Origin of the sequence: Allobosea rubneri, from assembly GCF_032464875.1 — a bacterium.
GTDB lineage: Bacteria > Pseudomonadota > Alphaproteobacteria > Rhizobiales > Beijerinckiaceae > Allobosea > Allobosea rubneri.
This window is the reverse complement of sequence record NZ_JAWDID010000004.1, coordinates 102,005-120,061: the sequence shown is the minus strand read 5'-3', so window position 1 is coordinate 120,061 and position 18,057 is coordinate 102,005. Positions and strand designations below refer to the sequence as shown.

The 18,057-nt window shown below is 65.9% G+C and carries 16 protein-coding genes; 10 read left to right on the top strand and 6 right to left on the bottom strand.

What is annotated here, in order from left to right:
- Nucleotides 1–301 precede the first annotated feature (301 nt).
- Nucleotides 302–2,602, top strand: a complete 2,301-nt coding sequence (locus RKE40_RS04645) for a TonB-dependent hemoglobin/transferrin/lactoferrin family receptor (RefSeq protein ID WP_316017065.1) — start codon at nucleotides 302–304, stop codon at nucleotides 2,600–2,602.
- 71 nt (nucleotides 2,603–2,673) lie between these two features.
- Here the strand turns inward: RKE40_RS04645 and RKE40_RS04640 are convergent, their stop codons facing one another.
- Together RKE40_RS04640 and RKE40_RS04635 are read right to left on the bottom strand one after the other, a co-directional pair.
- A complete protein-coding gene (locus tag RKE40_RS04640; RefSeq protein ID WP_316017064.1) occupies nucleotides 2,674–3,237 on the bottom strand; it encodes an NADPH-dependent FMN reductase in 564 nt (187 codons plus the stop codon).
- 172 nt (nucleotides 3,238–3,409) lie between these two features.
- Nucleotides 3,410–3,844 (bottom strand): MarR family winged helix-turn-helix transcriptional regulator, encoded by a 435-nt coding sequence (locus tag RKE40_RS04635; RefSeq protein WP_316017063.1) that lies wholly within the window; start codon nucleotides 3,842–3,844, stop codon nucleotides 3,410–3,412.
- Nucleotides 3,845–3,934: 90 nt separating this feature from the next.
- Between RKE40_RS04635 and RKE40_RS04630 the strand changes: the two genes are divergently transcribed.
- Entirely contained in the window at nucleotides 3,935–4,411 is a 477-nt protein-coding gene (locus RKE40_RS04630) for a cupin domain-containing protein (protein WP_316017062.1), read from the top strand.
- 117 nt (nucleotides 4,412–4,528) lie between these two features.
- Here the strand turns inward: RKE40_RS04630 and RKE40_RS04625 are convergent, their stop codons facing one another.
- The gene (locus RKE40_RS04625; RefSeq protein WP_316017061.1) at nucleotides 4,529–5,332 is read right to left on the bottom strand and encodes an RNA methyltransferase; all 804 of its coding nucleotides are present in this window, start codon (nucleotides 5,330–5,332) and stop codon (nucleotides 4,529–4,531) included.
- Nucleotides 5,333–5,464: 132 nt separating this feature from the next.
- A complete protein-coding gene (locus RKE40_RS04620) occupies nucleotides 5,465–6,604 on the bottom strand; it encodes a dipeptidase (RefSeq protein ID WP_316017060.1) in 1,140 nt (379 codons plus the stop codon).
- A gap of 384 nt (nucleotides 6,605–6,988) precedes the next feature.
- Between RKE40_RS04620 and RKE40_RS04615 the strand changes: the two genes are divergently transcribed.
- The 8 genes from RKE40_RS04615 (at nucleotide 6,989) to RKE40_RS04580 (ending at nucleotide 16,082) form a co-directional block, all read left to right on the top strand.
- On the top strand, nucleotides 6,989–7,906 hold the full coding sequence (locus RKE40_RS04615; protein WP_316017059.1) for a branched-chain amino acid ABC transporter permease: 918 nt from the start codon (nucleotides 6,989–6,991) through the stop codon (nucleotides 7,904–7,906).
- Nucleotides 7,907–7,910: 4 nt separating this feature from the next.
- Complete coding sequence (livM, locus tag RKE40_RS04610) at nucleotides 7,911–9,293, top strand: high-affinity branched-chain amino acid ABC transporter permease LivM (RefSeq protein ID WP_316017058.1); 1,383 nt, start codon at nucleotides 7,911–7,913, stop codon at nucleotides 9,291–9,293.
- Nucleotides 9,293–10,192 carry an ABC transporter ATP-binding protein gene (locus tag RKE40_RS04605; RefSeq protein WP_316017057.1) on the top strand — a complete coding sequence of 300 codons (900 nt, stop codon included), beginning with the start codon at nucleotides 9,293–9,295 and terminating at the stop codon, nucleotides 10,190–10,192. The genes livM and RKE40_RS04605 overlap by 1 nt, the downstream gene beginning before the upstream one ends.
- On the top strand, nucleotides 10,189–10,920 hold the full coding sequence (locus tag RKE40_RS04600; protein ID WP_066467129.1) for an ABC transporter ATP-binding protein: 732 nt from the start codon (nucleotides 10,189–10,191) through the stop codon (nucleotides 10,918–10,920). Before RKE40_RS04605 ends, RKE40_RS04600 begins: the two co-directional genes overlap by 4 nt.
- 43 nt (nucleotides 10,921–10,963) lie before the next feature.
- Nucleotides 10,964–11,317, top strand: a complete 354-nt coding sequence (locus tag RKE40_RS04595) for a DUF6867 family protein (RefSeq protein ID WP_316017121.1) — start codon at nucleotides 10,964–10,966, stop codon at nucleotides 11,315–11,317.
- 151 nt (nucleotides 11,318–11,468) lie between these two features.
- Complete coding sequence (locus RKE40_RS04590) at nucleotides 11,469–12,584, top strand: branched-chain amino acid ABC transporter substrate-binding protein (protein ID WP_316017056.1); 1,116 nt, start codon at nucleotides 11,469–11,471, stop codon at nucleotides 12,582–12,584.
- A 261-nt stretch (nucleotides 12,585–12,845) separates the two neighbouring features.
- Nucleotides 12,846–13,511 (top strand): hypothetical protein, encoded by a 666-nt coding sequence (locus RKE40_RS04585; protein WP_316017055.1) that lies wholly within the window; start codon nucleotides 12,846–12,848, stop codon nucleotides 13,509–13,511.
- 186 nt (nucleotides 13,512–13,697) lie between these two features.
- Entirely contained in the window at nucleotides 13,698–16,082 is a 2,385-nt protein-coding gene (locus RKE40_RS04580) for a DUF2235 domain-containing protein (RefSeq protein WP_316017054.1), read from the top strand.
- On the opposite strand, the gene RKE40_RS04575 is transcribed toward RKE40_RS04580, so the two are convergent.
- Together RKE40_RS04575 and purB are read right to left on the bottom strand one after the other, a co-directional pair.
- Entirely contained in the window at nucleotides 16,060–16,635 is a 576-nt protein-coding gene (locus RKE40_RS04575) for an RBBP9/YdeN family alpha/beta hydrolase (RefSeq protein WP_316017053.1), read from the bottom strand. The two genes, RKE40_RS04580 and RKE40_RS04575, sit on opposite strands and share 23 nt — an antisense overlap.
- A 47-nt stretch (nucleotides 16,636–16,682) precedes the next feature.
- Nucleotides 16,683–17,990, bottom strand: coding sequence for an adenylosuccinate lyase (gene purB, locus RKE40_RS04570; RefSeq protein ID WP_316017052.1), 1,308 nt, complete (start codon nucleotides 17,988–17,990; stop codon nucleotides 16,683–16,685).
- Nucleotides 17,991–18,057 lie beyond the last annotated feature (67 nt).

Here is an 18,057-nt window from a genome sequence, read left to right as displayed (position 1 = left end):
CCCACCACAAAGCCATAAACCGGCGCGCGGCGCGGCGAGGCGATCACGAGATGGGGAGGCAGGAGAGGCTGGTCAATCGGGCCTCGTAAGGCCGGGAGCTTTGGTGACGGACCCAGGCGCCCCGCGAGCGCCTGCGCACGAGGCCGCAGCGTGCGGGCGCATGAAGCGGATTGGCTAGATTAGAATTAGAGTAAATATCTAAGTCGTTCCAGTATTGGGAATCGTTTGACAGTCAAAGATCATTTTAATAATCGCTGATGCCGAAATTAAGGCGATGTCCTTAGTTTAAAACGATTACAAAATGCCGAATGACTTCGTTGTGAAGCTTGCCGGCAAGTACGGGATCAGGGCGATGGGCGATTATTCCGGCAGGCTGCGATATGGCGTTGCGCTTGGGACTTTGATGCTGGCGATGGCGGCTCCGGCCGTCGCGCAGCAGCGGCCGGCGCAGGGCACGAGCGGCGATCAGCCGGTGACGCTTGATGCGATCGTCGTGCAGGGCGACGCCGCGGTCGCCGCGCCGCTGCTCCAGGGGCCGACGACGACGACCACCACCCGCGCCGAGCTCGACCGGCAGCAGATCCAGAGCATCACCGATCTGTCGAACCGCGTCGAAGCCGGCATCAGCTTCAACCGGGCCAATGGCAGCGTGAACATTCGCGGCCTCGACGGGGCGCGCGTGCTGACGACGGTGGACGGCATCCGCCAGACCTTCGTGACCGACAATCGCCTGAGCCTGGGCACCACGACCGCGTTCGACTTCGACGCGCTTTCGACGCTCGACCTGCTGCGCGGCAATAGCGGTGGCGCGACGCTCGGCGGCGGCGTGCTGGGCGGTGCGCTGGCGGTGCGCACGCTCGATCCGAAGGATCTGATCAAGCCCGGCCAGAATTTCGGTGTCCTCGCCAAGACCGGCTATGACAGCACGGACCGGGCCTGGTTCGGCAGCAGCGCGGTCGCCGGCCGCTACCAGAACACCTACGTCCTGTTGCAGGGCAGCTTCCGCGACGGCCACGAGACCAACAACAACGGTGACATCAAGACGATCGGCGTGACGCGGACCGCGCCGAATCCGACCGATTTCACGCAGGTCGGCTTCCTCGGCAAGATCCACCACTATGTCGACGACGTGCACCGCTTCGGCATCACGGGCGAGTACTTCCGCCGCGAGGACCGGGTCAACCAGCTGACCGGCACCGGCGTTTCGCTGACCGGCAACATCCGCCCCTGGAACAACACGACGGGCGACGACGTCGAGCGCAAGCGCATCTCGCTGACCTATGACTACAAGCAGCCTGGCGGCTTCTTCGACGAGGCCTCGGCGAATCTCTACTGGCAGAACACGACGCGCAACGGCCTGACGCGGACCTATCGCTACACCAGCGTCGTCGGTCCCTTCGCCCGCGACAACGAGATCGACGAGGAGGCGTTCGGCTTCAACGGCTACGTCATAAAGCGCTTCCAGACCGGCGCGCTGACCCATGGGGTCACGCTCGGAACCGAGCTGCGCATGACGACCATGGATCAGTACTCCAAGGGGCTGGACAGTTGCCGGCTGCCCTATACCGGGCTCTACGCCGCCTGCGGCAACCTGCATACCAACCAGGCCGACACGCCCAAGGTCGACGGGCGCATGGCCGGCTTCTACCTGCATGACGAGATCGGCATGCTCGACAACCGCTTGCGGGTGACGCCGGGCGTGCGCTTCGACTGGTATGAGGAGAAGCCGCAGTACACCGCCTCGTACTTCAGCGGCGGTTCGCGGCCGACGACACTGCCGAACGACTCGACCGATTCCGCCTGGTCGCCGCGCGTCCGTGTCGAGTACGACATTCTGAAGAATACGCCCTGGTTCAAGGACGTGACCGTCTTCGCGCAGTGGTCGAAGGGCTTCCGCGCTCCGACCGTCGGCGAGCTCTATGCCCGCTTCGGTGCGGTCGGAACCTATCTGCGGACCGGCAACCCGGATCTGCGGCCCGAGACCAGCAACGGCATCGATGTCGGCCTCAAGTTCGGCGACAAGGCCTTCGGCGGCTCGCTGACCTATTTCCACACCAACTATCGCAACTTCATCGACGTCGTGCAGACCGTTCCGGCCGGTGCCAGCGCGCTCTATCCGTTCGGCGTCACTTCCTACCGGAACATCGCTCGCGCCGAGATCCAGGGCTTCGAGGCGAACGGGCAGTACGCCTTCGCACCGAACTGGCTGGTGCGCGGCTCGTTCTCCTATATCCGCGGGGTCAACAAGGACGCCGACACCTTCCTGAATTCGATCCCGCCGGTGCAGGGCATCGTTGCCGTCGCCTACGGCACCGACGTCTGGGGTGCCGAGGTCTCGACCAAGCTCGCCGGCCCGCGCGACGACGTCGAGCGCGGCGCCAACGCCGGCTTCAAGGCTCCGGGCTATGCGGTGTTCAACGCCAGCGCCTGGTGGCGCCCGACCACGCTCTACGACATCGAGCTGCAGGTCGGCGTCTACAACATCTTCGACCGCCGGTATTTCGACGCGGTTTCGATCCCGACGGGTGCGCTGGTGCAGGCGCGCGACTACTACGCCGAGCCGGGCCGAACCGTGAAGGCGACGCTGAAGTACCAGTTTTGAGCGAAGGCGCTTCTTGAACAGAAGGAGGCCGGCGTCCTGGACGCCGGCCTCTTTGCGTTTGCGGACCTGTCCTAGCCGCGCAGCGGCTTCAGCGCTCCGGCCCATTTCGCGAGCTCGCCGAGCAGGGCGTCGGCACTCTTGCGGTGCAGGTCGTTGGCGGCGAAGACCCCGTCCTTGATCGACTGGCCGACCATCGGAACGGTGACGGCTTCCATGATCGGCATCATCTTCAGGGTGGTGACGATCTGCTTGGTCAGCTGGACGGCGCGCAGTCCGCCGGAAACGCCGCCATAGCTGACGAAGGCGCAGGGCTTGTAGGTCCACTCGCCATAGACATAGTTCAGCGCATTAACGAGGGCTGGCGTCGGGCCGAAATTGTATTCCGGCGTGACGAAGACATAGGCGTCCGCAGCCTCGACGCTGGTGCTCCAGCGCCTGGTGTGCTCGTGGATGTAGTCGCGCATGACAGGGTGCTTCGGCTCGTCATAGACGGGCAGCGCGAAGTCTGCGAGGTCGACGAGATGGGCATCGAAGCCGGGATCAGCCTGCGCGACCCCGTGAAACCAGTTCGCGACCGCCGGGCCGACGCGGCCGGGGCGGGTGCTGGCGATGATGGTGTGAAGCCGAAGCGTCATGCGGTTCTCCTGGGGGATGGTTTGCGTGAAAGGGCCGGGCCGGCAGCCCGCCGCAGCGGATGGTGGCCGGCCGCCTGCGACAGGGACGGTGCGGGCGAACTCCGGGAGCGATTTTGATTGCGCTTTCACGCATCGCGCAAGCCCGGCGTCCAGCCTCGCCGAAATGAGGCGGCTAGCGGGCCAGCGAGCTGTCCCAGACGTGAAGCAGCAGGGTCTTGAGCTGCCCGAAACGATCGGAGCCGAGTTCGGCGCTCCATTCGCGCTCGATGTCGCGTAGGACTTCGATCATTTTCGAGAACGCGGCCTGTCCGCGTTCGGTCAAGCGGATCACGCGAGCACCGCTCTCGCCGGGCATATCGGACCGGGCGATGTAGCCGAAGGCCTCAAGGCTCCGGAGCAACTGGTTCATCGCTTGCTTGCTCATGCCTGCGCGCTCGGCGAGCGTGCCTGGGCGAACTCCGTCGGGGCCGGGAAACTGCAGCACTGCCATATGCGGCAGTCGCAGTTCATGAAAGCCGCCGGCATTGAGTTCCTTGATCAGCCGGCGCTGGATCGCCTGGGCCGGAACGCGCAGCAGGGCGCCGATCAACATGTCCTCGGTCTTCATAGGCAGGCCTTCGGCGACAGGATGTTGACTTTTGGTAAATGAAGTTTACCAATCCAGGGGTAAATCTAGTTTACGGATGGAGCTTGCACAATGCCACAGCGTGCCATCGACACTCGCGTCAATCCTTCCGACGAAATCATCGCCACCAAGGGGCTCACCGTTCGCTTCCTGCTAACCGGGGACGACTCGAAAGGCAGCATCGCGGCCTTCGAGCTCATGGTCCCGGCTGCGCAGCGACTGCCAGCGCCGGCGCACAGCCACGACCATTATGAGGAGACCATCTACGGCATCGACGGGGTGTTGACCTGGATGGTCGACGGAAAGCAGATCGATGTCGGGCCGGGGCAGGCGCTGTGCATTCCGCGAGGCGCCGTTCATCGCTTCGACAACTATGGTGGCGAGGACGCGAAAATGCTCTGCGTCATCACGCCGGCCGCCATCGGCCCTGCGTATTTCCGCGAAGTTTTCGGGGTGGTCGACGCCGCGGCGGGTGGCCCACCGGACCGAGCTAGGCTGGCGGAGATCATGCGCCGCCATGGTCTGACGCCCGCAGTACCTCCGACATAGTCTGCCGCACTGGCGAGAAGGGCTCGGCTTCAGCTCTCCAGCCCGGCTGGGCCTCCATGGCAATGGCCAGCCGCAGCCTTATGCCTTGTCCGGACGGGCCGCCATTGCCCGGAGCCTTTACGCCGCCGGCTCTTCCGGCCGTCGCCGGCGCGGGCCCTCGGTGAGAGACTTGAAGACGCCGCGCAGCGTGCGGGCCTCCTGCTCGGTCATTGCCAGGCGGTGCAGGATGTCGCGCAGATTGGCGCTCATGATCGCCTTCTTGCCCGGCGGGAAGAAGCCGCATTGGTCGAGCTCGGCTTCGACATAGTCGAACATCGAGAGCACGGTCGCGCGCGTCGCCGGCGGGGAGGGGTTGTTCTCGCGGAAGACCGGCTCGCCGCCCGATGTCTTGAGCCACTCATAGCCGCAAAGCAGCACCGCCTGGGCGAGGTTGAGCGAGGCGAAGGCCGGGTTGACCGGGAAGGTCAGGATCGCGTCGGCGAAGCTGATCTCCTCATTGGTCAGGCCGATGCGCTCGCGCCCGAACAGGATGCCGACGCGCTCGCCGCCGCCGATCCGCTCGCCAAGGCCGGGCATCGCCTCGGCCGGGGTGAAGACCCGCTTCATCTGGCCGCGCTCGCGCGCCGTCGTCGCCAGCACATGGTTGAGATCGGCGATGGCCGAGGCGGTGTCCGGATAGAGCCTGGCATTGTCGAGGATATGGGTCGCGCCCGAGGCGGCCGAGGTCGCGCCCTTCTTCAGCCCGCCGCCGGTCGGCCAGCCGTCGCGCGGCGCGACAAGGCGCATCTCGGAGAGGCCGAAATTCGCCATGGCGCGGGCGCACATGCCGATGTTCTCGGCGAGCTGGGGCTCAACCAGGATGACGATGGGAGCCTGCCCCGTGACGGGGGGGCGGGTGCGGTCGGTACCGGAGCCGGTCATGCGCGGAGTTTCCTGAAGCGGGCGCAGCTTTGCGCCTGCCGCCTGCGCGGCGTCAACCGGCCAGGGGGCATCGGGGCGCCGGAAAATGCCGGCGTTTCCCCTGTTTTCTGCGCGCGGTCGATACCAGGCGACTCAGCCGGCGGCCTGCTCCACCGCCCGCATCACCCGCAGCATGTTGCCGGAGGCGAGCTTGGCGAGGTTCGCTTCCGACCAGCCGCGGCGCAGCAGTTCGGCGATCACGTTCGGGAAGGTCGAGACGTCCTCGAGCCCTTCGGGCACGGCGCCGCCGAAGAAGTCCGAGCCGATGCCGACATGGTCATGGCCGATGCGCTGCGCGAGATAGTCGAGATGGTCGCAATACTCGGCGAGCGTCGCCTTGGGCCGCGGACCGGACTTCCTGACGATCTCGGCCTCGGCCGCCTTGTAGTCGAGCCCGTCCGGCGTCTTGCCGTACTGGTCCTTGGCCGGCCGGTGCCAGTCGCGCGAGGCCTGGCTGATGAAGTCGGGCACGAAGGTTGCCATCACCACGCCGCCATTGCCGGCGACGCGATCGAGCACGTCGTCGGGCACGTTGCGCGGGTGGTCGCAGAGCGAGAAGGCGTTGGAGTGCGACCAGACCACCGGCGCGGTGGTGACGTCGAGCACGTCATGCATCGCCTTGGGCGCGACATGGGCGAGGTCGACGACCATGCCGAGCCGGTTCATCCGGCCGATCACCGCCTTGCCGAAGCTGGAGAGGCCGTTGTGGCGCGGCGCGTCGGTCGCCGAATCGCACCAGTCATGGGTGCCGTTGTGGCAGAGCGTCATCAGGCGCACGCCGAGGCCGTAATAGGCGTCGAGCGCGTCGAGCTCGCCGTCGACGGCCGAGCCGTTCTCGATCGTCATGAACAGGGCGATCTTGCCCTCGGCCTTCGCGGCGGCGACGTCGTCGGCTGCGAGGCCCGGACGGAAGACGTCGGCATGGCGGGCGGTGACCTCGCGCATCAGCGCGATCTGCGCCAGCGCGAAGCCGGCCGGGTTCTTCTGGTTCGGCGGGACATAGGCCGCGAAGAACTGGCCGGCGAGTCGACCGGCGCGCATCCGGGGAATGTCGGTGTCGGTTTCGGCATGGACCCGCCCGAGATCGTAGGCGGCGACGTCGCCCTTGGCCGCGGCGTCAAGCCGCAGGACGTAGGGCATGTCGTTATGCCCGTCGATCAGGGCGACATGCTCCAGGAGCGTGAGCGCCTGCGCCTGCGCGGCGTCGGCGATGGGGGGCGAGGCGAGGGCCATGGCTTACCTTCGAAGGCAGGAATCGCGATGGCCGATGGTGGCAGGAGCTGACCCGGGGCGCGAGTGCGAAAACCGTCTGGCAGCCATCGATTTCGGGGGCTTTTCGCGCGCTATGCGTTTCCCTGCGTTTCGTATGCCCCAACCATGGTCGTATTTTGCCTCTCACGGCGCGCAATTATCTTGCGAGAGAGGCTGGAGGGGCCGCAAATTCGTCCGGTAATTGCATATGCAAAGGGGCGCAGATTGCTTTTGACAGAAATGTGGCCCGGGTGGATTGTCGGCGGCGCAGACGGTTGGTAGCTCTGCGTCGTGATCGTATCCCGCATGCGTCGACGTCATGTCGACTCCTAAGAACGGGCTGATTCGAGGGGACAGGCGTCGTCAATGGAAGTCTTCGTCCAGCAGCTCATCAATGGGCTGACCCTGGGGTCGATCTACGGCCTCATCGCCATCGGCTACACGATGGTCTTCGGCATCATCGGCATGGTGAACTTCGCCCATGGCGACGTCTTCATGCTCTCGGCCTTCATCGCGCTGATCTTCTTCATGCTGATCTCGGCCTGGCTCGGGGCCGGCCTGATCATCCTGTCGCTGTTCTTCGTGCTGATCCTCGCGATGTTCTTCACCTCGCTGTGGAACTGGACGATCGAGCGGGTGGCCTACCGGCCTCTGCGCGGCTCCTTCCGCCTCGCGCCGCTGATCTCGGCGATCGGCATGTCGATCTTCCTGATGAACTTCGTCCAGGTCGTGCAGGGGCCGCGCAACAAGCCGACGCCGCCCATGCTGAACAAGTCGATCCTGCTGATCGATAGCGCGACCTATCCGGTCTCGATCTCCTACAAGCAGATCATCATCATCGTCTCGACGATCGTGCTGCTCGCCGCCTTCTGGTTCATCGTGCAGAAGACCTCGCTCGGCCGGGCCCAGCGGGCCTGCGAGCAGGACCGCAAGATGGCGTCCTTGCTCGGTATCGACGTCGACCGCACGATCTCGATCACCTTCGTGATGGGCGCCGCGCTCGCCGCCGTCGCCGGCGTGATGTACCTCGTGCTCTACGGCGTGGTCTCCTTCCATGACGGCTTCGTGCCGGGCGTGAAGGCCTTCACAGCGGCGGTGCTCGGCGGCATCGGCTCGCTGCCCGGCGCAGTGCTCGGCGGGCTGTTGATCGGCCTGATCGAAGTGATGTGGTCGGCCTATTTCACCATCGACTACAAAGACGTCGCGGCCTTCTGCATCCTGGCGGTCGTCCTGGTGTTCATGCCTTCCGGCATCCTCGGCCGGCCCGAAGTCGAGAAGGTCTGACGCCATGGCCATGGACGCAACGACGCCGGCCAAGCGCCAGGCCGACATGATGGCGGCCCTGAAGGAGGCAGCCTTCGCCGGCCTGATCACGCTGGGCCTCTGCATCCCGATAATCTCCTGGGGCACGCGCCAGAACATCGAGAACCAGCTCGTCCTCGATCCGCGCTGGGACACGGTCGCCTGGGCGGTGGCGATCGTCTTCGTCGGGCGCTTCCTGATGGCGCTGCGCCAGCAGACGCGCGATCCGAACAAGCCGGCAGTCCGCCTCCTGCCGCATGGCACGATCGGCTTCTTCCAGCGTCATTCCGGGCTGTTCTCGCTGTTCGGTCTCGGCTTCCTGCTGGTCTTCCCGATCATCGCGATCACGCTCGCCGGCTGGGGCGGGGCGCTGAAATGGATCGACAATTTCGGCGTCCAGATCCTGATCTACGTGATGCTCGGCTGGGGGCTGAACATCGTCGTCGGCCTCGCCGGCCTGCTCGATCTCGGCTATGTCGCCTTCTACGCGGTCGGTGCCTATTCCTACGCGCTGCTGGCCAAGAATTTCGGCCTGTCCTTCTGGATCCTGCTGCCGCTCTCGGGGATCCTCGCCGCCTTCTGGGGGATGCTGCTCGGCTTCCCGGTCCTGCGGCTGCGCGGCGACTATCTCGCCATCGTGACGCTGGCCTTCGGCGAGATCATCCGCCTCGTCCTGGTCAACTGGACGGATTTCTCGAACGGCTATGCCGGTATCTCCGGCATTCCACGGCCGACCTTCTTCGGCATCCCGTTCACCGCTGCCGATAACGGCTTTGCCGCGGTATTCGGGCTGGAATTCACGCCGCTCTACCGGACGATCTTCCTCTATTACGTCATCCTCTGTCTGGCACTGCTCACCGCCTTCGTGAGCCTGAGGCTCCGGCGCCTGCCGGTCGGGCGGGCCTGGGAGGCGCTGCGCGAGGACGAGATCGCCTGCCGCTCGCTCGGCATCAACACCACCAACACCAAGCTGACGGCGTTCTCGCTCGGCGCGATGTTCGGGGGCTTCGCCGGCTCCTTCTTCGCGGCGCGGCAGGGCTTCATCAGCCCCGAATCCTTCGTGTTCATGGAATCGGCGATCATCCTCGCCATCGTCGTGCTCGGCGGCATGGGCTCGCTCTGGGGCTGCGCCATCGCGGCGACCGCGATGATCGGCGGTACCGAGCTTCTGCGCGAGCTCGACTTCCTGAAGCAGATCTTCGGCAATGATTTCGACCCGACCAAGTACCGCATGCTGATCTTCGGTCTCGCCATGGTGGTGATCATGATCTGGAAGCCGCGCGGGCTGATCTCGACGCGCGAACCGACCGCCTTCCTCAAGGAGAAGAAGGCGATCTCGGCCGACATGGTCCAGGAAGGGCACGGCTGATGAGCGAGGCGATCACCCTGCTCAAGGTCGAGCACCTGACGATGCGCTTCGGCGGCCTGACCGCCGTCAACGACCTCTCCTTCGAGGCGCGCACCGGCGAGATCACCGCGCTGATCGGCCCCAACGGGGCCGGCAAGACCACGGTGTTCAACTGCATCACCGGCTTCTACAAGCCGACCGAGGGGCGGATGGCGCTGATCCATCCGCTGCCCGACACCGACCAGCTGATCGCCGACACGACCCAGCGCGGCGTCTCCTCGATCAACCGGGCCTCCGTCCACCTGCTCGAGCGGATGCCGGATTTCCGCATCGCCTGGGAAGCGAAGATCGCCCGCACCTTCCAGAACATCCGCCTGTTCAGCGGCATGACGGTGCTGGAGAACCTTTTGGTCGCGCAGCACAACCCGCTGATGATCGCCTCGGGCTTCACCTTCCTCGGGGTGCTCGGCATCGGCGGCTACAAGGCGCGCGAGAAGCAGGCGGTCGAGAAGGCCAAGTTCTGGCTCGAGAAGATCAACCTGATCCACCGCGCCGACGATCCCGCTGGCGATCTGCCCTATGGCGACCAGCGCCGGCTGGAGATCGCCCGCGCCATGTGCACCGACCCGGTGCTGCTCTGCCTCGACGAGCCGGCCGCCGGCCTCAACCCGCGCGAGAGCCTCGAGCTCAACAACCTCCTGCTGTCGATCCGCGCGGATCTCGGCACGGCGCTGCTCCTGATCGAACACGACATGTCGGTGGTGATGGAAATCTCGGACCATGTCGTGGTGCTCGACTACGGCACCAAGATCGCCGACGGCACGCCGCAGGAAATCCAGGCGGACCCGAAGGTGATCGCCGCCTATCTCGGGGTCGACGACGAAGAGGTCGCGGCCGTGGAAGCGGAGGTCGGCCTATGAGCGAGGCACAGCCGTTGCTGCGCGTTCGCGGCGTCAAGACCTTCTACGGCAAGATCATCGCGCTGAAGGGCGTCGACATCGACGTCAACCAGGGCGAGATCGTCACGATGATCGGCGCCAACGGCGCCGGCAAGTCGACGCTGATGATGACGATCTTCGGCAATCCGCAGGCCCGCGAGGGCACGGTGACCTATGACGGGCGCGACATCACCAGGATGCCGAGCCACGAGATCGCCCGCCTCGGCATCGCCCAGTCGCCGGAAGGGCGGCGGATCTTCCCGCGCATGACCGTGCTGGAGAATCTGCAGATGGGCGCGTCCGTCGCGGGGCTCCAGCATTTCGAGGAAGACCTCGAGAAGATGTGCACGCTCTTCCCGCGGGTGAAGGAGCGGCTGCAGCAGCGCGGCGGCACTCTGTCCGGCGGCGAGCAGCAGATGGTGGCGATCGCGCGCGCCCTGATGGCGCGGCCGAAGCTGCTGCTGCTCGACGAGCCCTCGCTCGGCCTCGCGCCGCTGATCGTCAAGCAGATCTTCGAGGCGATCGCCGAGCTCAACCGCAGCCAGGGGCTCACCGTCTTCCTGGTCGAGCAGAACGCCTTCCATGCGCTGAAGCTCGCCCATCGCGGCTATGTCATGGTCAACGGCGTCATCACCATGAGCGGTTCCGGCAAGGAGCTCCTGGCCAATCCGCAGGTGCGCGCGGCCTATCTCGAAGGCGGGCGGCATTGAAGGCGCCGGCTTGGAGCGGCGCAGTCTGGAACGGAGTGCGATGATGCAGGGCATCCTCTACGAAGAGCCGACGATCTGGCTGTTCCTCCTCGTCACGGTGGTGATGGGGGGCTGGGCCGCCTGGATGACGGGGCGGGCGGTGGCGATCACCTGGCGGCCGTTCCTGCAACTGGTGCTCTACACGCTGGTTCTCGGCCTGGTGATCCGCTTCATCCATTTCGCCCTGTTCGAGGCGACCTTGCTGACGCTGCACTACTATCTGGTCGATACGCTGGTGCTGTTCGCATTCGGCCTCGCGGGCTGGCGCTACAACCGCACGCGGCAGATGACGACGCAGTATCGCTGGCTCTACGAGCGCACCGGCCCCTTCACCTGGAAGGCCCGGGAAAGCGCCTGAAAGGGGCAAAAACCACCACGAAAGTTCACGTCCTTGCCGCGTGACAGCATCCTGAAAAAGCGCAAGACTGCGCTTCACGGTGGCACCACGCGCCGAGACGGGCCGGCCCCTGGCCGACCCGTTCAATAGAAAGACAGGGGAGTCACGAGACATGAAGAAACTGCTCTTGGGCGGAATCGCCCTTGGCGCGGTCCTCGCCTTTTCCGGCGTTGCGAATGCGCAGATCAAGCTCGGCGTCGGCGGCCCGCTGACCGGCCCGAACGCGGCCTTCGGGGCGCAGCTGAAGAACGGCGCCGAGCAGGCGGTGGAGGACATCAACGCGGCCGGCGGCGTGCTCGGCCAGAAGATCACGATCTCGCTCGGTGACGACGTTTCCGATCCGAAGCAGGGCGTCTCGGTCGCCAACAAGTTCGTCGGCGACGGCGTGAAATGGGTGCTCGGCCACTTCAACTCCGGCGTCACCATGCCGGCGTCCGAGGTCTATGCCGAGAACGGCATCCTGATGATCAGCCCTTCGGCGACCAACCCGAAGATCACCGAGCGCGGCCTCTGGAACGTCTTCCGGACCTGCGGTCGTGACGATCAGCAGGGCGGCGTCGCGGCCGAGTACATCGCCAAGACGCTGAAGGACAAGAAGATCGCGATCGTCCATGACAAGACCACTTATGGACAGGGCCTCGCCGACGAGACCCGCAAGGGCCTGACCAAGGCGGGCGTCAAGGACGTGCTCTATGAGGGCGTCAACGCCGGCGAGAAGGACTTCTCGGCGCTGATCTCGAAGCTGAAGTCGGTCGGTGCGGACTATCTCTACTGGGGCGGCCTGCACACCGAAGGCGGCCTGATCGTCCGCCAGATGCGCGACCAGGGCCTCAAGACCGTGCTGATCTCGGGCGACGGCATCACCACCGACGAGTTCGCCACGATCGGCGGGCCGGGCGTCGAGGGCACGCTGATGACCTTCCCGCCGGACCCGCAGAAGCGTCCGGAGGCGGCTGCCGTCCTCAAGAAGTTCGAGGCCCGCAAGTTCAAGCCGGAAGCCTACACCCTGTACAGCTACGCCGCCGTGCAGATCATGGCCGAAGGTGCCAAGCGCGCGAACTCGACCGATCCCAAGAAGATCGCCGCGGCCCTGCAGGGCGGCGCGCCGGTCGACACGGTGATCGGCAAGCTCGGCTTCGACAAGAAGGGCGACATCACCCGCCCGGACTACACGATCTACACCTGGAAGAAGGGCGCTGACGGCAAGATCACCTACGTCGAGAACTGATCTCGACGGCTGATCGCCTCACGGCTTGAAGACGAGCCCGCTCCGGAGCGATCCGGGGCGGGTTTTCTTTGCCGGGTATCGGTCGCATCTCCGTATCGTCAGCTCCGAGCTCGGTGGGAGGCTCCCCGGCATCGATTCCATGGCGAGGCCGAGGCCATGCTAGACTGGGCGAGGGCCGGTCGCTGGGTCTGTCATTGAGCATGGGCGGGCTGCCTGGTGCGACGCGTCCCGGAACGCGGAACAGGACAGGAGAGCTGAACGATGCGTGTCAGATGTATCGAACTCGTCGCTGCCGCTGGCCTGCTGGCGCTGACGGCGAATGCCGGCCGGGCCCAGACAGCCGAGATGACCTTCTTCGTGACGAGCGCCGGCTCCGGCAAGGGAGCCGATCTGGGCGGGCTCGCAGGCGCCGATGCGATCTGCCAGCGTCTCGCCCAGGCGGCGGGGGCTGGCGCCCGGACCTGGCGGGCCTATCTGTCGACGCAGGCGGCGGACGGAGCAGCGGCGGTCAATGCGCGCGACCGGATCGGCGCCGGGCCATGGCGCAACGCCAAGGGCACGGTAATCGCGAGCAGCGTCGCAGAACTGCATGGCGCCGCGGCAAGCCTAACCAAGCAGACCGCCCTCACCGAGAAAGGCGAGGTCGTCAATGGCCGTGGCGATACGCCGAACCAGCACGATATCCTGACCGGCTCGCAAGCCGACGGCACGGCCTTCGGCCCGGGCGAGGATCGGACCTGTGGCAACTACACCAGGAGCGGGAGCGAGGGGGCCGTGATGCTCGGCCACCATGACCGCTCGGGGCTCGACGACACGCCACCCTCGAAATCCTGGAACATGTCGCATCTGTCGCGAGGCGGTTGCAGCCAGGACGCGCTCAGGAGCACCGGCGGGGCCGGTCTGCTCTACTGCTTCGCCGCCAATTGAGGCGCTCCGTGGCAGGCGGCTGAGAGCGGCATGCGAGCCACCTCTTGGTGGATAGAGCCCGCTCCGGAGCGATCCGGGGCGGTTTTTTTGTGCGTTGCTGCCGCGCGGCTTGATATTTACCGGTTGCATTCCTTGCTGATTGCATCACGGTAGTTGTATTGGCCAGCTAACGAGCCGGTGCGCGCGATGACGGGCAAGAAGATCATCCTGTTCTCGGATGGCACTGGCAACAGCGCTGCGGCCTTGTTCAAGACGAACGTCTTCCGGCTCTACCAGGCGGTGGATCTGGCAAAGCCCGACCAGATCGCCTTCTACGATGACGGGGTCGGGACCTCGACCTTTCGGCCGCTGGCGATGCTGGGCGGCGCCTTCGGCCTCGGCCTGAAGCGAAATGTCATCGACCTCTACCTCCAGCTCAGCCGGACCTATGACGAGGGCGACCAGATCTATCTGTTCGGCTTCAGCCGCGGTGCCTTCACCGTGCGCATCCTGGCCGGGCTCATCCTCCGGCAGGGGCTGGTGCGGAAGAACTCCGATGCGCAGATGGAGTTCGACGCCTACGAAGCCTTTCGCGACTACCGGAAACGGTTCAAGCCACGGAGCGCGTTTTTCGGCGGCATCCTGAGCATGGCACGCGCGGGCCGTGATCTGGCGTTGAGGGGGCTCGACAAGCTCCGAGGGGTGGAGCGCTTGCCCAGGCTCCCGCCCGATCATCTCAGGATCGCCTTCATGGGCGTCTGGGACACGGTCTCGGCCTATGGCTTGCCGATCGACGAACTGACGCGCGCCTGGGATGTCTTCTTCCCGCTGTCGGTTCCCGATCGCGACCTGCACGAGCATGTCGAGCGGGCCTGTCACGCGCTGGCCCTCGACGATGAGCGCAACACCTTCCATCCCGTGCTGTGGAACGAGGAAAGGGGGCAGCACCAGCGCGACCCGCAGGCGCCGTCGTCCGCCCATATCGACGAGGAGCGGATCAGCCAGGTCTGGTTCACCGGCATGCACTCCAATGTCGGCGGCGGCTACCCGCTGGACGGCCTCGCCTATATCTCGCTTGAGTGGATGATGGATCAGGTCCGCCTGAACGGACCTCTCGGTTCCGGCGGCCTGCGTTTCAAGAGAGGCGAGCTGGACAAGGTAAGGCGGCTCGCCGACCCCGATGCGCCGATCGCGGATTCCCGGCGCGGGCTCGGCGGCTCCTATCGGTACCAACCGCGCAAGCTCGCCCTGCTCGCGGACGACAGTTTCGGTGCGCGGAGTGCGAAGAGTATCGGCCGGAACTTCGTCAAGATCGACCGGATCAAGATCCATGAGAGCGTGCTCCGGCGGATCGGCAGCTGTGCGACCGGCTATGCGCCGATCGTGCTGCCGGGGTGCTACGCCGTGGTCGACCGCAAGGGGGCGATCAACGATCTGCCCGCCCCGGGACACAAGCCGATCCCGATGCCCTATCCCATGGAGGACAGCGCGCAGGCGCAATGGCGCGCCCATGACCAGGAATGGGTCTGGAACCATGTCTGGCGGCGCCGGGTCTTCTACTTCTCCAGCATCATCCTGCTGCTCGCCACCGCCGCAATGCCGGTGCTCATGCCGGCAGCGGAAACCTGCATCGGGCCGGCCTGCTTCCTGCAGCCGGCGATTGACGGGGTCGGCTCGTTCCTCCCCGGTTTCCTGCAATTCTGGCTGGCGAGCTGGCGGACGCATCCGGCGAGCTTTGCCGTGCTGCTGCTGCTCTTCGGCGCCCTGCTTCTCGTCGGCGGCGTGCTTCAGACCCGGATCGGCGATGCGATGCGACCACGCTGGCGCGATCTGACCAAAGTGACATTGACGCCGCTTCTCAGCGGCGAAGGCGACGTCAAGGAAAGCCCGCTCTACCGGCTGCGGATGGCGAAGCCCTATCAGGTCGCTGTCAGCGTCCTGAAACGGAACATCACCCCGACACTGGCCGGCTTCGCGGCGCTGTTCCTGATCGTGGCGATGGTCAGCCGGGTCGGTGTCACGATAACCTCGACGCTGGGGGGCTATTGCGAGCCGACCAGGCCCAAGCCGGTCATCATCGAAGCGGCAGTGGCGCGCACGGATTTCCGGTCGGACTCGGTCTGCTGGGCGAGCGGGATCACGCTGGAAAAGGGGCGTCGTTACGCGATCGCTCTCCAGATCGATCATGCTTGGCGCGACGGGTCGCCACCGCAGGTCGATCCGAAGGCTGCCGCGGCCGATGCGGGCGCAGCAGCGAAGGACCCGTTCAAGGCCGATCTGCTCGGCTTCGAGGCCGGGCGCTTCCCCTGGTATCTGCGGCCCTTCGTCCTGTTCCGGAGGAAGCTCGACCAGTTCTGGTTCATGCCGATCGCCCGGATCGGCGCGTTCGGCTGGGACGAGTATCCGCTCTATCCGAACGACTGGAGCCGGCCGGGCCGGTGGCGTGACAACATGACGGCGGAGATCACGGCCAAGCGGACCGGCGAGCTCTTTCTCTTCGTCAATGACGCGATCCTGCCGCTGGGCCTCTACCAGCCCTTCTACGCCAACAACCGCGGCACGGCGAAGGTCACTGTGACGCCGTTGAAATGACGCTCAGGCTGCGCATGAAGCCGGCGAAGCGCAGCAGGCCGTCCGGCCAGGGGCCGTGGCCGGATTCGCTGTTGAGGTGGCCGCTTTCGCCGGCATCGACGAATTCGGAGCCCCAGGCTTCCGCCAGCGCCTTGGCCTCCTCGGGGGTGCAGTAGCTGTCATTGGTGCTGGCGATCAGCACCGAGCGGAAGGGCAGGGGCTTATGCGGCAACGGAATGAAGTCGGCCGCCATGCCGGGGATGGCGCGCTTGGCCCGCTCGGAGGCCGGGGCTACCAGGAAGGCGCCCATGACCTCATGCGGCTTCAGATGCTCGGCCGCATGCGCAACCGCGCTGACGCCGGCTGAATGAGCGACGAGGACGACCGGCTTGGTCGCGGCACGCACCGCCGCGACGATGCGGTTCGCCCAGGCGTCGCGGGCCGGCTTGTACCAGTCCTCCTGCTCGACAAGGCGCGCGCTGGAGAGCTTGGCGACCCAGCGGCTCTGCCAATGGTCGGGCCCGGAGCCCGACCAGCCGGGGATGATGAGGATGTCGGCGTCGGAGGTTTTCATGGCGGCTAGATAGCCATGAAGACGCCGAAGTCCAGAGCGGGCCGCGCTCAGGCCTCGCCGAAGACCCGGCGGAAGATCGTGTCGACGTGCTTGAAGTGATAGCCCTCGTCGAACATCGCCTCGAGCTCCGCCACCGACAGCTTCGCGGTGACGTCCTTGTCGGCCTTGAGATTGGTGAGGAAGTCCTCGCCATGCTCCCAGGTGCGCATCGCATTGCGCTGAACCAGGCTGTAGCTCTCCTCGCGGCTGGCGCCGGCCTGGGTCAGCGCGAGCAGGACGCGCTGCGAATTGTGCAGGCCGCCGAGCCGGTCGAGGTTCTTCCTCATGTTCTGCGGATAGATCAGCAGCTTGTCGACGACGCCGGTCAGGCGGGCGAGTGCAAAGTCGAGCGTCACCGTGGCGTCGGGGCCGATCATGCGCTCGACCGAGGAATGCGAGATGTCGCGCTCGTGCCAGAGGGCGACGTTCTCCAGCGCCGGCGTCACCATGCCGCGCACCAGCCGGGCGAGGCCGGTCAGGTTCTCGGTCAGGACGGGGTTGCGCTTGTGCGGCATCGCCGAGGAGCCCTTCTGGCCCGGCGAGAAGTATTCCTCCGCCTCGTAGACCTCGGTGCGCTGGAGATGGCGGATCTCGGTCGCCAGGCGCTCGACGCAGGAGGCGACGACGCCGAGCGTGGCGAAGAACATGGCGTGGCGGTCGCGCGGGATCACCTGGGTCGAGACCGGCTCGACGGTCAGCCCCATCTTGGCCGCGACATGCTCCTCGACCTGCGGGTCGATGTTGGCGAAGGTGCCGACGGCACCGGAGATGGCGCAGGTCGCGATCTCGGCCTTCGCGGCGACGAGGCGGGCGCGGCAGCGGTCGAACTCGGCATAGGCCTGGGCGAGCTTGAGCCCGAAGGTGACCGGCTCGGCGTGGATGCCGTGCGAGCGGCCGATGGTCGGGGTCAGCTTGTGCTCGAAGGCGCGGCGCTTGATGGCGGCGAGCAGCGCGTCGACGTCGGCGATCAGGATGTCGGCGGAGCGGGCGAGCTGCACGGCAAGGGTGGTGTCGAGCACGTCCGAGGAGGTCATGCCCTGGTGGACGAAGCGGGCTTCGGGGCCGACGATCTCGGCGAGATGGGTCAGGAAGGCGATGACGTCATGCTTGGTGACGCGCTCGATCTCGTCGATGCGGGCGACGTCGAAGACGGCGTCCCTGGCCTTGGCCCAGATCGTCGCCGCGGCCTCCTTGGGAACGACGCCGAGCTCGGCGAGTTTATCGGTGGCGTGGGCCTCGATCTCGAACCAGATGCGGAAGCGCGCCTGCGGCTCCCAGATCGCGACCATTTCGGGGCGGGAATAGCGGGGGATCATCGGCGGGCTCGCAACTGGAGAGGATTTCCTTTCGCGCTCGCTAGCACGTGCGGGCCGCAGACGGAAA

Coding starts and splice junctions, on each gene's coding strand:
- RKE40_RS04590 (WP_316017056.1), top strand. CDS start 11,469: ATGAAGAAACTGCTCTTGGGCGGAATCGCCCTTGGCGCGGTCCTCGCC.
- purB (WP_316017052.1), bottom strand. CDS start 17,990: ATGATCCCCCGCTATTCCCGCCCCGAAATGGTCGCGATCTGGGAGCCG.
- RKE40_RS04575 (WP_316017053.1), bottom strand. CDS start 16,635: ATGAAAACCTCCGACGCCGACATCCTCATCATCCCCGGCTGGTCGGGC.
- RKE40_RS04580 (WP_316017054.1), top strand. CDS start 13,698: ATGACGGGCAAGAAGATCATCCTGTTCTCGGATGGCACTGGCAACAGC.
- RKE40_RS04630 (WP_316017062.1), top strand. CDS start 3,935: ATGCCACAGCGTGCCATCGACACTCGCGTCAATCCTTCCGACGAAATC.
- RKE40_RS04620 (WP_316017060.1), bottom strand. CDS start 6,604: ATGGCCCTCGCCTCGCCCCCCATCGCCGACGCCGCGCAGGCGCAGGCG.
- RKE40_RS04595 (WP_316017121.1), top strand. CDS start 10,964: ATGCAGGGCATCCTCTACGAAGAGCCGACGATCTGGCTGTTCCTCCTC.
- RKE40_RS04605 (WP_316017057.1), top strand. CDS start 9,293: ATGAGCGAGGCGATCACCCTGCTCAAGGTCGAGCACCTGACGATGCGC.
- RKE40_RS04625 (WP_316017061.1), bottom strand. CDS start 5,332: ATGACCGGCTCCGGTACCGACCGCACCCGCCCCCCCGTCACGGGGCAG.
- RKE40_RS04585 (WP_316017055.1), top strand. CDS start 12,846: ATGCGTGTCAGATGTATCGAACTCGTCGCTGCCGCTGGCCTGCTGGCG.
- RKE40_RS04645 (WP_316017065.1), top strand. CDS start 302: ATGCCGAATGACTTCGTTGTGAAGCTTGCCGGCAAGTACGGGATCAGG.
- RKE40_RS04600 (WP_066467129.1), top strand. CDS start 10,189: ATGAGCGAGGCACAGCCGTTGCTGCGCGTTCGCGGCGTCAAGACCTTC.
- RKE40_RS04615 (WP_316017059.1), top strand. CDS start 6,989: ATGGAAGTCTTCGTCCAGCAGCTCATCAATGGGCTGACCCTGGGGTCG.
- RKE40_RS04635 (WP_316017063.1), bottom strand. CDS start 3,844: ATGAAGACCGAGGACATGTTGATCGGCGCCCTGCTGCGCGTTCCGGCC.
- RKE40_RS04640 (WP_316017064.1), bottom strand. CDS start 3,237: ATGACGCTTCGGCTTCACACCATCATCGCCAGCACCCGCCCCGGCCGC.
- livM (WP_316017058.1), top strand. CDS start 7,911: ATGGCCATGGACGCAACGACGCCGGCCAAGCGCCAGGCCGACATGATG.